Source organism: Acidithiobacillus sp., assembly GCF_023229925.1.
Taxonomy (GTDB): domain Bacteria; phylum Pseudomonadota; class Gammaproteobacteria; order Acidithiobacillales; family Acidithiobacillaceae; genus Acidithiobacillus.
On sequence record NZ_JALNYM010000002.1, the window covers coordinates 482336 to 497431 of the forward strand.

The window sequence follows — 15096 nt, forward strand, 5'->3', positions numbered from 1 at the left end:
ACAAGGCGGTTGATGTACAGATGCTGCTGCGAATCCGCGAAGCCATGCGCGTGCGCGGCCCCGACGATGCTGGCTTATGGGTGGATGATGCTGCGGGCGTAGGCTTAGCCCATCGCCGATTGTCCATCGTCGACCTGAGCGAACGGGGCGCACAGCCAATGGCATCACCTGACCAGCGGCTGCATGTGGTTTTTAATGGTGAAATCTACAACCATAAGGAACTGCGCGCATGGTGTGAGGCGCGAGGCGCGCGCTATGTGAGCGACAGTGATACGGAAACCTTGTTGCATCTGTATGACCTGCTCGGGGCGGACTTTGTTAACCGCTTGCGGGGGATGTTTGCTTTTGCGCTCTGGGATGGCAAAACGCAGCAGTTGTTACTGGCGCGCGATCCCTTTGGGATAAAGCCGTTGTATTACGTCGATGATGGGCAGCAATTGCTTTTTGCTTCTCAAGTGAAAGCACTGATGGCCGGAGGCGTCACCAATATACTCTCCTCTGCGGGTCTGGTCTCATTTTGTCTTTGGGGGTATGTCACCGATCCGCATACCATTTATCGTGATATCCATGCCCTACCCGCTGGACACCAGATGTTCTGGAGGCGAGGTCAAGCGGCGATTATCCGTTCGTATTGTGATCCGCTGGAGGTTTTGCGTACCGGTGCGCGCCAGGATCTGCAAGTAGCCGATCTACATGCAGCACTTGCGGACAGTATGCGTCATCATTTGATCGCGGATGTTCCGGTGGGTTTATTTCTCTCGGGGGGGATCGACTCCAGTGCATTGCTTTCGTTGGCAACTGAGTGCGCCGATCCTGCATCCCTGCAGACTGTAACACTGGGATTTCAGGAATATACAGGGCAAGAGCAGGATGAGGTACCACAGGCACGTGCAACAGCGCAGCGTGTCGGAGTGAATCATCGTGTGGTGCAATATGGTCGTCAGGACTTTATTGAAGAACGTACACGACTGTTTGCAGCCATGGATCAACCGACTATCGACGGCGTGAACACCTATTTTGTAAGCAAAGCGACCGTGGCGGGCGGGCTAAAAGTGGCGCTTTCCGGCGTGGGTGGAGACGAAGTGTTTGGTGGTTACCCTTCCTTTCGCGATGTACCGCGCCTAGTCCATCGACTTCACGGTTTTCCATCGGGTTGGGGGAAATGGGTGCGTCATGTACTTTCGCCTACCCTATCGCGCAGGACTTCACCCAAATATGCGGGGGTGCTGGAATACGGAGGTACGATCAGCGGTGCTTATCTATTGCGGCGGGCCTTGTTTATGCCTTGGGAGATCCCAGCGCTTCTGGGTGACGAGATCGCAAGTGAAGGGCTGGGATCATTGGATGTAATGGGAAACCTGAACCGGGTTATCCACGGAATCGCATCGCCCCATGATCAGGTCATGGCGCTGGAGTTGGCCGTTTATTTAAAAAACTGTCTGTTGCGGGATGCAGACTGGGCCGGGATGGCACACAGCCTGGAAATACGTACTCCGCTAGTCGATGCTCAACTCTTTAAACAACTCATTGTTCTTCGATCCGCCCACGAGGGCAAGCCTTGGACCAAAAAGGACTTTGGTCAGGCACCGCGCAGGCCTCTACCGAACGACCTGCTCATACGGCCCAAGACAGGTTTTGCTGTTCCTGTGCGAGATTGGTTATGCAATGACGTTCAGGGGCGCCATGGGCACGCTCCAATGCTACGGGGCCATCGAGCCTGGGCGGTAAACATACTGGATTCATTTGGTGGTACATGCCCAAACTGGAAAATCGAGGGTAAAACCACATGAAGATCACGGTCATTGGTACGGGCTATATTATGACGGATTCCGTATGAGAGGGGTGCTACGGTCCACTGCATCTGGTAAACGCGGATGAAGATTCTCCACGTGCTAGAGTCTTTCTCGCCCCGATATGGCGGCCCCGTATCGGTGGCGAGCGCATTGGCTTGCGCGGAGGCCGATGCAGGTCATGAAGTGACGGTATGCACCACCAATGTGGACTATCCATCCGGGATATTACGCGCGGCTGGTCAAGGCACCATCTGCAATGATCGAGTGCAACTCTTTTGCTTCCCTGTTCAATTCAGGCCCCTTACAGTGTCGTGGAACTTCAGAAAATTTATCAAAATCCGTCTTAGAGAGTTCGACGTTGTCCATATCCACGGCTTATATCGCTTCCCACCGACCTATGCCGCTTATCAGGCGCGCAAGCAGAATGTACCGTATATAATACGCCCACACGGGGCGTTGGATCCTTATCTCTATACGAAAAGTTCACGCAGCGTATGGCTGAAGCGTCTGTATGAACGCTGGTTCGATCTCCCCAACCTGCATGGGGCCGGAGCTATTCACTATACAGCGGAGGATGAACGGCAGCGGGCGGCATTTCTGGGGTTGCGCGCGCCGTCATTCGTGGTGCCGAACGGCATCAATTGGGGCCGGTATGCGCAATTACCCACCAGGGGGGCTTTCCGCTCGGCGCTGGGGCTGGGTGACGCCCCGCTGGTGTTGTTTCTGGGTCGGTTGCACCCCAAGAAGGGGCTTGATCTGCTGGTCCCGGCCTTTGAAACGATCCGGCGGCGGATCGTCGGTGCGCAGCTTGCCATCGTCGGCCCGGAAAATGACCGCTTCGGGCAACAGGTGCGCGCCTGGGTGGCCGATCGCGGCCTGACGGAAGCAGTGCATTTCGTCGGGCATCTGGATGGGGCGGATGTGATTCAGGCCTATGTGGACGCCGATGTTTTCGTATTGCCGTCTTATACGGAGAACTTTGGCATGACCGTGGTAGAGGCCATGGCCTGCGCTTTGCCGGTGGTGATCTCGGATCAGGTAAATATTTATGCAGAGGTAGCCCAGTCGGGGGCGGGTCTGGTGACGCGCTGCGAAGCCGATGAGGTTGCGGAGGCGGTGATCGCGCTATTGGTGGACCCGGAGCGGAGGGGCGTCATCGGGCGGGCCGGGCGAGAGGCGGCTCAGACACGCTATACTTGGCCTAATATTGTGGACGCGCTTTCACGAGAATATGAGTCAGTGATTCGACAAAACAAGACTCGCTATTCTGATCTATAATAGTAACGGAACCGAATAGCCTGATGTTTCTTTAATTATTTCGGAATAAGTTACGGGTACATAACGTGCCTGGAGTTTACAACTTGCACATGTAGCGCAAGCGGGTTACTTCGAGGTGAAGCATGGGGCTTTTTGGAAAAATAAGTAAAGCAGCGCGCACACTGAGCGCAAGAGATGCGCATTGGGCTCGTGCATTACGGCAAGGCGTGGCCCCTGGCTTGGAACACGTGGCCATGCTGCAGCGCCTGCAACCGGCGATGGTGGTGGATATTGGTGCCAACCGGGGACAATTTACGCTGGCCACGCGGCATGCTTGCCCTGCTGCACGGGTGCTGGCGTTCGAACCGTTGCCCCAACCGGCAAAAATTTTTCGGAAGCTGTTTGCCGACAACGACAACGTGCGTCTGTTCTCAGTGGCGGTGGGATTGGAGCCGGGCGAAGCCACCATTCACGTTTCGGCACGCGATGACTCCTCATCGTTATTGCCCATTACGGCCACGCAGAATGCGCTATTTCCCGGCACGGCTGAAGCGGGTACCCAAACCGTTCGCGTCATGCGCCTGGAAGACTGCCTTGGCTCAGTCGAGTTGCGTGGCCCTGCGTTGCTGAAGCTGGATGTGCAGGGTTTTGAACTCACGGCCCTGCAGGGCTGCGGGTCGTTGCTGCACGCGTTTTCCTGGGTTTATGCGGAGTGTTCGTTCGTCGAGCTGTATGAGGGGCAGGCTCTGGCGGATGAGGTGATTGCCTGGCTGCGCGAACGCGGGCTCTCCCTTTGCGGCGTGTTCAACATGGCCTACGACAAATGGGGCAAAGCGATTCAGGCGGATTTTTTGTTCGAGCGTGCGTCCGACAGGCCAATAACAGCATGAAGTTTTTGATCTACGGCCTCAACTACGCCCCTGAGCCCACCGGCACAGGCAAATACACCGGCGAAATGACGGAATGGCTGGCCGCGCAGGGACATGCGGTAGAGGTGGTCTGCGGCTTACCCCATTATCCGCAGTGGCAGGTGGCGGCGGGTTATGACGGATTCCGCTTCCATAGCGAGACGCTGGCGGGCGTGCAGGTGCATCGCGCCCGGCATTATGTACCGGCAGCGGACCGTCTGAGAACACGAACGCGCATTCTTCTGGAGACGAGCTTTACCTGGGGCGCGGCGAGGTTCTGGCTACCGCGTTTTTTTTTGCGCCAAAAGCCGGGGGTGGTGATCGCCGTAATGCCGCCGATGCAAATCGGAATATGGCCGCTTCTGTATAGCTGGATCAGAGGCGTGCCATGGGTGCTGCATGTCCAGGACTTGCAACTTGATGCCGCGCTGCGCCTGGGCATGTTACCGGGCGGCATGCTGGGGCAGGCACTGTATCGTATAGAAGCCTTTCTGCTGCACCATGCCACGCGGGTGTCTACCATTTCCGAGGCGATGCGCCAACGCGTGATCGAGAAGGGTGTACCGCCGGAACGCGCCTGGCTGTTCCCGAACTGGGCGGACATCGAGGCAGTGCGACCGGGCCCGCGCGCGAACGATTTTCGTAAAGAGTTCGGCGTGGACCCGGAGACCGTGCTGATCCTTTATGCCGGAGGTATGGGGGAGAAGCAGGGGCTGGAGGTGGTACTGGAGGCGGCGCGGCGGTGTGCCGACGAGCCGCGCCTGCAATTCCTGATGGTGGGCGCCGGCGGAGCGCGAACCCGTCTGGAACGGCAGGCGGCGGCGATGGGTCTGCGGAATCTGCGCTTTGCGCCGGTGCAGCCGGTGGAACGGCTAGCGGAGATGCTCGCTGCCGGTGACATCCATTTGGTGGTGCAACGACGGGACGCGGCGGATCTGGTCATGCCGTCCAAACTCACCAACATTCTGGCCGCCGGTCGGCCCTGTGTAGCCACTGCGGACGCAGGCACCGCATTGGCAGAGATCGTGGCGGGGCACACGACGGGCCTGGTTACGCCGCCCGGTGATTCAGAAGCGCTGACAGCAGCCATTTTGACGCTGGCGGCGGATCAGACGTTGCGCGCTCAATGCAGCAACCATGCCAGACACTACGCGGAAACCCATCTCGACCGTGACGCTATCTTGTCCCGATTCGAGCAACAAATCTTGGCGCTGATTGCGCATCGGCAGGGTATGACATGTTCAGAAAAGGGATGAGAATGACTAAAATGAACAAATGCGCCTTGATTACCGGCATCACCGGCCAGGACGGTACCTATCTGGCGGAGCTTCTGCTGAACAAAGGCTACGAGGTGCATGGCATCAAGCGGCGGGCGTCTTCGTTCAATACGAGTCGCCTGGATCACCTCTATCAGGACCCACATATTGAAAACCAGCGACTTTTTCTGTATTACGGCGACCTGACCGATTCCACCAACCTGATCCGCATCATCCAGCAGGTACAGCCGGATGAGATCTACAATCTCGGCGCACAGAGTCATGTGGCGGTGTCGTTCGAGAGCCCGGAGTACGCCGCCAACAGCGACGCCATGGGTACGCTGCGGGTGCTGGAGGCGATCCGCATCCTCGGGCTGCAGGACAAGACCCGGTTCTATCAGGCTTCGACTTCGGAGTTGTACGGCAAGGTGCAGCAAGTACCGCAGACGGAAGCCACGCCTTTTTATCCGCGTTCACCTTACGCGGTGGCTAAGCTGTACGCCTATTGGATTACGGTGAATTACCGTGAGGCCTACGGGCTGTACGCCTGCAACGGTATTTTGTTTAATCACGAGTCGCCCCTCCGCGGCGAGACCTTTGTGACGCGCAAGATCACCCGTGCGTTGGCCCGCATTTACGAGGGACTGGAATCGTGCCTGTATCTCGGCAATCTGAGTGCGCTACGCGATTGGGGGCATGCGCGCGATTATGTGGAGATGCAATGGCTGATGCTGCAACAGGATGCACCGGAGGACTTCGTGATTGCTACCGGCGAGCAGCATTCGGTGCGTGAGTTTGTGGATTGTGCGGCGGCGGAGCTGGGCATGCGGCTGGATTGGCGTGGCGTGGGCATGAACGAAACGGCGGTGGTGGCGAAGGCGTCGAATAGGTGTGCGGTAAAGCCGGGCGCGGTGATTGTGCGCGTGGACCAGCGCTATTTCCGCCCGACGGAGGTGGAAACCCTGCTGGGCGACCCTGCCAAAGCGCGGGACCGGCTAGGCTGGACGCCGCAAACTTCGTTTGCCAACCTGGTTCGTGAAATGGTACATGCCGATCTGGAGGAGGTGCGGCGCTATCGGCTGGTGAAAGACGCGGGTCATCACGTTTATGACCATCATGAGTGAGAGGGCTATGGTACGCGATGCCCGGATTTTTGTGGCGGGCCATCACGGATTGGTCGGCGGGGCGATTATGCGCCGTTTGCAAGCCGACGGCTTTGATAATTTGCTGCTGACTTCGCGCGCCGAACTGGATTTGACCGATCAGGCGGCAGTGAATGTGTGGTTCGAGCATGAACGGCCCGCGTTCGTGTTTCTCGCTGCGGCCAAAGTTGGAGGAATTGTTGCCAACGCCACTTACCCGGCCGATTTCATCCGCGACAATTTGCTGATCCAGAGTAACGTGATCGATGCGGCATTTCGTAACGGCGTGCGCAAATTATTGTTTCTGGGTTCTTCGTGTATCTACCCACAGATGGCACCGCAGCCGATCCGTGAGGATGACCTGCTGACCGGGCCGCTGGAGCCGACCAACGAGTGGTATGCCGTGGCCAAGATCGCGGGAATCAAGCTGTGCCAAGCGTATCGGCGACAGTACGGCTTTGATGCGATCAATCTGATGCCGACCAATCTCTATGGGCCGGGTGATAACTTTGACTCGCAGACTTCACATGTGTTGCCGGCGCTGATCCGTAAGTTCCATGAGGCCCAAACGGTGCAAGCACCCGAAGTGGCGGTCTGGGGCACCGGTACGCCCCGGCGCGAGTTCCTGCATGTGGACGATCTGGCAGGCGCGGCGACGTTCCTGATGCAGCATTACAGCGACGAGCATATCATCAATGTGGGCGTTGGTGAGGATGTATGCATTACCGAACTGGCAACCCTGATAGCCGATGTCGTCGGGTACCGGGGCCGCATCATGTATGATCGCAGTAAGCCGGACGGCACACCCCGCAAGCTGCTGGACGTGACACGGTTGCATGATCTCGGGTGGCAGGCAAGGATTCCGCTGCGCGATGGCGTGGCGGCTACCTACCGTTGGTATGTGGATCAGTTAGCGCGATAAATTCCCACCATGGAGGCTACCGAATGAACCCACTGATCCCCGTCATCCTCTCCGGCGGCGCCGGCACGCGGCTCTGGCCCTTGTCGCGCCAGAGTCATCCCAAACCCTTTCTGCAACTGCCCGACGGCGAAACGCTGTTGCAAAAGACCCTGCAAAGGGCGCTGGCCCTGCCGGAGGTGACCCGTTTCATCACCGTCACCAACCGGGAGTATTACTTCCAGACCCGTGATGTCTATGCACAGGTAGCCGAGGTAGGAGAACGGGAGGCTTTTTATATCCTGGAACCGGTGGGCCGCAACACGGCACCGGCCATCGCCGCCGCCGCCCTGCAGGCGGAAGCGATGGTCGGGCCGGAAGCCACCCTGCTGGTGCTCCCCGCCGATCATCTGGTGCAGGATCAGGCCGCCTTTGCCGCCGCCGTCGTCCGGGCGCAGCGTCTGGCCGAAGCAGGGTATCTGGTGACCTTCGGCATCACGCCCGCCTGGCCGGAACCCGGTTATGGCTACATCGAAGGTGGGGAAGCCCTGACCAAGGATGGCGAAACGCTGGGGTTCGCCGTGCGCCGCTTTGTCGAAAAGCCCGATGCCGCCACCGCCGCCGCGTTTCTGGCCCAGGGCGGTTACACCTGGAACAGTGGTATGTTTTGTTTGCGCGCGGAGGCGTTCTTGTCCGCCCTGGCGAGCGTTCAGCCGCAACTCGATCAGGACATCCGCGCCGCCTGGGCCGAAGGGCGCTGCGAGACAGATTTCCGGGAACTAGCACCGGCCTTCGCGCAGGTGACGGACATCTCCGTGGATTATGCCGTCATGGAACACGCCGACCGGGTGGCGCTGGTGCCGGGCGATTTCGGCTGGAGCGACATCGGCTCGTGGACCTCTTTCGGCGCTTTGCTCGCCGAGGATGGTAGCGGCAACCAGGTGCTGGGGGAGAGCGTACTGGAAGATGCGCAGAACTGTATCGTCCATAGCACGGACCGTCTGACCGCCCTGCTGGGCGTGGAGGAACTGATCGTGGTGGATACTCCCGATGCGCTCCTCATCGCCCGCAAGGACCGCGATCAGGACGTGAAGCAGATCGTGGCCGAACTCAAGCGGCGCGGCCACCAGGCTTACAAGCTGCACCGCACCGTCCACCGGCCTTGGGGCACTTACACGGTGCTGGAGGAAGGCGCCCGCTTCAAGATCAAGCGCATTCTGGTCAAGCGGGGGGCGGCACTCTCCTTGCAGATGCACCACCACCGCAGCGAGCACTGGATCGTGGTGTCGGGCACCGCCAAGATCGTCAACGGCGACGAGGATCGTCTGGTCCACACCAACGAGTCCACCTATATCCCCGCCGGCATCCCCCACCGCCTCCTCAACCCCGGCGTGATCGACCTGGTCATGATCGAGGTGCAAAGTGGCGAGTACCTGGGCGAGGACGACATCGTGCGCTTCGATGACCGCTACGGGCGGGTTGCTTCGTAACATGAAGGGAGCAAGGCGGGGCCCAACGTGCAGTTGCTGGGCTCGGAATTCACAGCCTTCGTGGATCGGGAGTGGGCGGCGTTTCGCCGTCAAATACGTTGCGGTCGGGCAGAAGACGACCTATAGTGGTTGTTGAATCCTTCAACAACGGTGTTTCAAGATGGCTACAGTCAATTTCAGCGTTCCCGATGAGGTAAAAGTGGCCTTTAATGCGACCTTTTGCAAGGAAAACAAAAGTGCCATCATCGCTGCTTTAATGCGGGAGGCAGTGGATCGTGCGCAGCGTAAGGCTCGCGCACGGCAAGCCGCTACCCGCATTTTGGAGCGTCGCGAGTCGGCGCCGATAGTGAGTACGGCCGAGTGCCGGGAAGCGAGAGAAAGTGGCCGCCCGTGAACTGGGTCATTGATGCCAGTGTCGCACTGAAGTGGTTTTTGCGTTTTCGGGCTGACGAAGACCACGTCCCTCAGGCCATAGCCTTATTGGAGCAAACGCTGTCAGGTGTTGCGGAGAGCGTCCAACCGCCGCATTTTTATGCGGAAATGGCCGCAGTGCTGGCGCGTGAAAAACCCGATACTGCCGAGGAGGATATGGAAGATCTGTTGCGGCTGGATTTCCGGGCGGCTGAAGGGCCGGAACTGTATACGCTGGCCATCGACCTTTCCCGGCGATACGGGCCTCATCTTTTTGATACCCTGTATCACGCGCTGGCTCTGCTTCTTCCCGAAGCTGTGCTGGTAACCGCCGACCGGCGGTATTTTGATAAGGCGCAAAAAGAAGGGTGCATTATTTTATTAGAGGATTTTCTGCGGACATGATAACGGCATGAGACTCTTGCTCACCGGTGCCAACGGCTTTGTCGGTCGGTATGCGCAGGCGGCACTGCCTTGGTCATGATCGAGGTGCAGAGCGGCAAGTACCTGGGCGAGGACGACATCGTGCGCTTGGAAGATGTGTCCATATCCGACCAAAATTCAAAGAGATATGGTAGGACGGGTTTAGCTGAGGGGGTGCTCACGCATCGGGTAGATGCTCTTTTCGATCAGGCAATACCAACACCCTCCGGACGCGTATTCAGAGCGGGATCCATAGACCTTGACGAAATATATGAGCGCGTAGGCCACGCATACGACCTGTGGATGTCTTTTCTGCATTGTAAGTCGGCATTTGAGCGCTATTATATTCCGACTAGGTTGATGTCATACCGGGTACATGCGGGCTCCGCCACGTCGCTCGGAGCCTTTAAAAATGGTGAAAGTCTGGCGTTTGTGCTCAGCTACTTTCTGACGCATCAATCCTTCCCGGAAAAAACCAGACTTATCAAGAAAAAACTGGTATTGGCCAGTTTCAACGGAGCAAAATTCCGTTTGCTAGTTGGCGAGAATGCTGAGGCTCGGGTAGGCCTGATAAAAGCGTTTCGCCTGACCGGAAGTTTCCGTTGCATCATGGCTTATCTGTTCGCGTGTCTGCCGTCTGGACTGACCCGTCCCACGCTGAAAGCGATACTACATTTTCGCAAATAAAAAAGACATCGACCGAGTCCGCAGTAGTGAGCGGACTATTCAAGACCCCCTTCGGCTGGTAAAGTTGCCGCATAGAGATATCCGAGGAGACGCATGGAACTACCTGACCTGAGTGTACTGGATCATGCTGCTAACGGGGCGGTCCGTGACCGCCGCGCTATCCCTCCCCGGCCTGAAGGCCGAGGTTTCCCGCGTAACTGGATGATTTACACATGAACAACCTAGACCAGGAAAGACCGCCAGAAAACGGTGACGGAATCAGCCTATACGAAATATATGCAATACTTCGTCAAAAAAGAGCGCTGATCATCGCCATCACCACGGCGTTCGCTTTGCTCGCGGGTGTATATAGCTTCATTCGCCCAACCAACTATACCTATCAGGCCTGTGTTAGTATGGGTACCCTTGGACGTGATGGCAATGGCCAACCGATATTCATCGACTCTCCACAGAGCGCAATGGCGCAATTGGATAATGCCTATATTCCGTCTGTCGTCGACAGCGTCCTCAATGGTCAGAAGAAAAATCATTTTGATACAAAACAGTTTAAGACGTCCAACCCCAAAGATTCTTCACTGGTATGCATCAAGACGGATGCACCAAAGCGTCTTGGCGATAGTGTCAGCCAGATTCAGAACGCCTCGCTTCAGCGCGTAGTGAGCAACAACGCGAGGATCGCGGCCGTGCCCAATGCCTCCGCAGAGGCCCACCTTAGTCAGTTACAAGCCACTGCGCAAACCCTCTCCACCAAAATCGCCAATGTGCTGGATCAAGAGCGCGCTGTGAACAGTGAATTGGCCCTGTTGAAAACCAAGGACACAGTACTCCAAAGTCAGGGTGCTCGAATGGCACAAGAAATTGACAGGATGCGGCCACTCGTCAAAAAGGGTATCCACAATATCCACAATGATTCTACAGCCCTCACCATGATGATTCAAAACAACCAAGTGGCGCAGGAGCGGCAACAGCTATTCAAAGTGGAGATGGAGCGCTCCGTGGCTTTACCTAAAGAGCAGATTGCCCTCTTGAATACGATGAAAACATTGAAGCGTGAAGTAAACGATCTCAATGCCAAAGTCGCCGCTAATTCCGCACAAATGGGCTTAGCACAGGCATCATTGAAAGCGCTGCAAATCACGCATATCGTGCGTTCGTCATCGCCGTCCATCGATCCCGTGGGACCAGGGAAAGCCGTTTTTATCGTGTTAGGCGCCTTGATGGGTCTGATGTTGAGCGTTTTTTATGCGTTGCTCGCCTACGCAGTGGCGTCCCGGAAGGCTTCGGCTCCACCCGCAGCATCAGGGTAACATCATGAAGCAGCACCCCAAGCCCTCGTCGTCGGTGGCGCCGGTTACATTGGCTCGCACATGGCCATGATGCTTGCCCAGAATGGGCGTAGTGCATCGAATGACTTGCAACAGGAGGACAACTGCATGAACGCCGAGGTAAAAAATCGCGGCCTTACCGAACAGCCCAAGGTCACTATTGCCATACCGACATACAACCGGGCCGTGTTTTTAACTGAAGCGCTGAACAGCGCCCTTGGACAAACTTATACCAACCTTGAAGTAATAGTGTCAGATAACGCGTCAACGGACGACACATTGCAACGTCTAAAAGACTATCATGATGATCGCTTAATCGTCATTCGACAGGAAACCAATTTAGGCATGATAGGAAATTTAAATGCCTGCGTAATGAAAGCAAGTGGCGAGTTTTTCATTCTACTCTCGGATGACGACTTCCTAGAGCCAACGGCGATACAGGAAATGGTCGAGGTTTTTCAATACGGAAAAGCGGGTGTTGATCGAAGTAAGATTGGGATGGTTTATTGCAAATCACGGATAGTGGATACCGTGGGAGCCATAATCGGCTACGGTAGGCACGGTCCGGAGTTAGAATCTGCCGCCTCGATAATTACGCACTTTTTCAGACGTAAACGATCTATTTTTCCTGGCAGTGTAATGATAAGGACATTAGACCTGCAATCGCTGGGGGGATACGATTCATCAAAAAACTTCTCTTTGATCGCCGACGCCAAAGCATGGATGCCTATTGTCATGAAGCGCGGTATCGCCGCCTATATAGACAAAGAGCTTACCAATTACCGAATACACACTTCCAATGTGTCATTCACAGCAAGGATTGGCGAGTGGATATCCAATAACAACAACCTCGCCGCGATGTGCATAGGTGAGTTTTTAAATGAAGGAGATTATCGTAGCGCAAAAGCCATAAAGCGACTGATCCACTCATTCAATGCCAATGCGATTTCCAGCTTGATTTTACGATCATTTGATGGGACGAAAAATAAAACCAATGGCGTAAAACAATACATTTTTTACTCTAAATATTTTTTTAGTCCGTGCGGATTTTTTTTGATATTTAAAGGAATCACTATAATTTACATGCCAAAAGTTGTAACTACAAAAATAAAAAAATTATTACTGGCTGTACAAGCAAAGTCATGACGGCAAATATCGCATACTGCCGACGTTACCTCCTGTGGTATTTCACTGTCGCCGGACGGCGGCGGACTTCTGCACACGATTTAATCTTAGCTGGACACCCACGGCAAGCAGGGCCTCGATTTGTTGTAGGCTTTGGTCCCACCTTCTCAGGGAGAACCCCCTCAGCCCGCGATGGGGTAGCGATACCCCTCGTGAATAGTTACTATTCAGTATGAATTTTTCAAAAAGGCCAGACGATGCCAAGCATTATTAGAAACCATAAAATATTATATCACCGTTTTTATACTATACCATTAACAATTTCTCGGTCGAATGGCCGTTGATGGATTTCAGATCATGAAATTGTGGAACCATAATCCGTTCAGGCCGATAAGGCAGCCGCTAACACACACGCCCAATGCTGCTTATCAAACACAGAATAACATTGTTAAAAAGTGCGACATTCCGCGCAGTCTACTATATTCCATGGCATTATCCGGATTACTATACATATTTATGTGCATTAATATACCTATTGGTCTTCTTTCCAATGAAAAATTTGATGACGCGTTTTATGTTCAACATGCAGAAAGTATTTTCCATGGTAATTGGCTTGGTGCCTATAATCAAATGACGTTAGCTAAAGGCCCTGGGTATCCACTATTTTTGGCGTTGAATGCAGCATCTGGACTTCCAGTCACACTATCTCAAGCCATGCTTTATATTTTTGCTTGTTTTTTATTGGCAAATGTCATTTATCGGTTAAGTACCTCTGTATGGATTTCTCTATTCGCGTTTCTGGCAATGTTGTGGCATCCGGCCATTATTCCAGTTCGAACATTGCGTGCTGATATTACCCCAGCTCAAGCCTTATTGATTCTGGCATGCGTGTTACAGTTTTCTTTTTTGTCATCCACTTTCAAACAGGGACGAAATTGGGCGTTGTTTGGTGGCTTTGTTGTGGGGTGGCTATGGATAACGCGCGAAGATGGGATATGGATTATCCCAGGATTGTTTTTGCTTTTCACAATACGTCTTATACAGTTAAAACTGTTGCGCAGGAAAACATCATATTTAATAATGCTTATGGTCTTGTTTATATCGAGTGCATGCTTTACTTGGTCATCTGTAGCAATCATTAATCTCATCAAGTATGGCACCTTTGAGGTCGTTGACTTTAAAAGCACATCTTTTGAGGATGCTGTCCAGGCAATACAAGGTGTGCGTGTTGGCAATCCGGAGCCATATGTGCCCGCCCCAAATAAGGTTCTAAAAGCTATCTATGCGGTTAGTCCCGCCTTTTCAAGCCTAAAACCATATTTTGATGGTCCAGGGAAAGGATGGGAAGCACCCGGCGGAGAAATTCCTGGAACTGCTTTCGTATGGGCACTACGCGACGCTGTTGCCTCGCGTGGTTTCTATCACTCACCCCAGCAGGCATCCGCTTTTTATGATTTAATTACAAAGCAAATTAATGATGCCTGCGCAACAGGAAAACTAACCTGCAAAAAAAATATTATTAGCCCATTTATGCCGGCAGTAACTGCGAGTCAATGGCGACTTGTGCCGGCTAAGTTGCTAAAGTTGGTTAAATTATTGTCGTGGCAGGAACCAGAGCGTGTTGCGCCGAACAGCGTTGGGTATCATGATCGGATAGAAACGATAGAGAACTTTCTCAACAGGCCATTAAGAACGCCGTCGGCCGTCAACCCACATAGTTTATATGTACGTGGTTGGTTTTATCCGGATAACGATAAGTGGATTCAAGTCAAATGTTCTGGCGGCGGTGAAAATAAGATAATTCCAGTTGATAGACGTTCGAGTCCGGATATTGCGGCGTATGTTAAAAACCCTTCCGCAAACTACCAAAGATTTACTATAGAAATCCCGTCTAGTCTTTATTGTGAGATCCAACTGACTGGAGCATTAAACAATGAACATACGCTGAAGGTAAACAACCTGCAGCCGGGCGTCCTAAAGCTTGGTGGCGGCACGTTATTCTTTGATAATGTTAAATACACTGATAACAATGAACGTATTACGCCAGCATATCGTGTTCTACGTTATATAAACAAGGTATATAGGATGGTGCTTCCTCCGTTAATTTTGGTAATGCTCCTAATTTATCTTTGGCGCATCGTATCGTTTGGGAAAAATATAGATAATTATGTTATTATAATTGGAACCATCTTGATTTTAGTGGCCACCCAGTCGGTGATTCTACTTTTTGTTGATATTTCTGCGTTTTCTGCGATAGATTCAAACTATATGTCAGCCGGGTTCCCATTACTTTGTTTGGCTATCGTACTTTCCATAGGTTCTTTGTTTAGCCATCAACATCAACTGGCATCAAATGAGAAAATCGAGAAACTTTGATGAAA

13 protein-coding genes are annotated in these 15096 nt (G+C 54.0%); all 13 read left to right on the forward strand.

Annotated elements, in window-relative coordinates; all coding sequences use genetic code 11:
- Window positions 1-20 precede the first annotated feature (20 nt).
- The 13 genes from asnB (at window position 21) to M0P56_RS08885 (ending at window position 15091) form a co-directional block, all read left to right on the forward strand.
- Entirely contained in the window at window positions 21-1790 is a 1770-nt protein-coding gene (asnB, locus tag M0P56_RS08825; protein WP_291509679.1) for an asparagine synthase (glutamine-hydrolyzing), read from the forward strand.
- Window positions 1791-1874: 84 nt separating this feature from the next.
- Window positions 1875-3071 (forward strand): glycosyltransferase, encoded by a 1197-nt coding sequence (locus tag M0P56_RS08830; protein WP_291509680.1) that lies wholly within the window; start codon window positions 1875-1877, stop codon window positions 3069-3071.
- Window positions 3072-3298: 227 nt separating this feature from the next.
- Window positions 3299-3940 carry an FkbM family methyltransferase gene (locus tag M0P56_RS08835; protein ID WP_291509867.1) on the forward strand — a complete coding sequence of 214 codons (642 nt, stop codon included), beginning with the start codon at window positions 3299-3301 and terminating at the stop codon, window positions 3938-3940.
- Window positions 3937-5214, forward strand: a complete 1278-nt coding sequence (locus tag M0P56_RS08840; RefSeq protein WP_291509681.1) for a WcaI family glycosyltransferase — start codon at window positions 3937-3939, stop codon at window positions 5212-5214. The genes M0P56_RS08835 and M0P56_RS08840 overlap by 4 nt, the downstream gene beginning before the upstream one ends.
- Window positions 5215-5216: 2 nt before the next feature.
- A complete protein-coding gene (gene gmd, locus M0P56_RS08845) occupies window positions 5217-6338 on the forward strand; it encodes a GDP-mannose 4,6-dehydratase (protein ID WP_366109997.1) in 1122 nt (373 codons plus the stop codon).
- On the forward strand, window positions 6331-7278 hold the full coding sequence (locus M0P56_RS08850; RefSeq protein ID WP_291509682.1) for a GDP-L-fucose synthase: 948 nt from the start codon (window positions 6331-6333) through the stop codon (window positions 7276-7278). Before gmd ends, M0P56_RS08850 begins: the two co-directional genes overlap by 8 nt.
- Before the next feature lie 23 nt (window positions 7279-7301).
- On the forward strand, window positions 7302-8744 hold the full coding sequence (locus M0P56_RS08855) for a mannose-1-phosphate guanylyltransferase/mannose-6-phosphate isomerase (RefSeq protein ID WP_291509683.1): 1443 nt from the start codon (window positions 7302-7304) through the stop codon (window positions 8742-8744).
- A 160-nt stretch (window positions 8745-8904) separates the two neighbouring features.
- The gene (locus tag M0P56_RS08860) at window positions 8905-9138 is read left to right on the forward strand and encodes a hypothetical protein (RefSeq protein WP_291509684.1); all 234 of its coding nucleotides are present in this window, start codon (window positions 8905-8907) and stop codon (window positions 9136-9138) included.
- Complete coding sequence (locus M0P56_RS08865; RefSeq protein ID WP_291509685.1) at window positions 9135-9560, forward strand: type II toxin-antitoxin system VapC family toxin; 426 nt, start codon at window positions 9135-9137, stop codon at window positions 9558-9560. The genes M0P56_RS08860 and M0P56_RS08865 overlap by 4 nt, the downstream gene beginning before the upstream one ends.
- 75 nt (window positions 9561-9635) lie before the next feature.
- Entirely contained in the window at window positions 9636-10265 is a 630-nt protein-coding gene (locus tag M0P56_RS08870) for a hypothetical protein (protein ID WP_291509686.1), read from the forward strand.
- Between the two features lie 212 nt (window positions 10266-10477).
- Window positions 10478-11572: a Wzz/FepE/Etk N-terminal domain-containing protein gene (locus M0P56_RS08875; RefSeq protein ID WP_291509687.1), complete on the forward strand. Its 1095-nt coding sequence runs from the start codon at window positions 10478-10480 to the stop codon at window positions 11570-11572.
- A gap of 126 nt (window positions 11573-11698) precedes the next feature.
- The gene (locus M0P56_RS08880) at window positions 11699-12736 is read left to right on the forward strand and encodes a glycosyltransferase family 2 protein (RefSeq protein WP_291509688.1); all 1038 of its coding nucleotides are present in this window, start codon (window positions 11699-11701) and stop codon (window positions 12734-12736) included.
- 336 nt (window positions 12737-13072) lie between these two features.
- The gene (locus tag M0P56_RS08885; RefSeq protein ID WP_291509689.1) at window positions 13073-15091 is read left to right on the forward strand and encodes a hypothetical protein; all 2019 of its coding nucleotides are present in this window, start codon (window positions 13073-13075) and stop codon (window positions 15089-15091) included.
- Window positions 15092-15096: the final 5 nt, after the last annotated feature.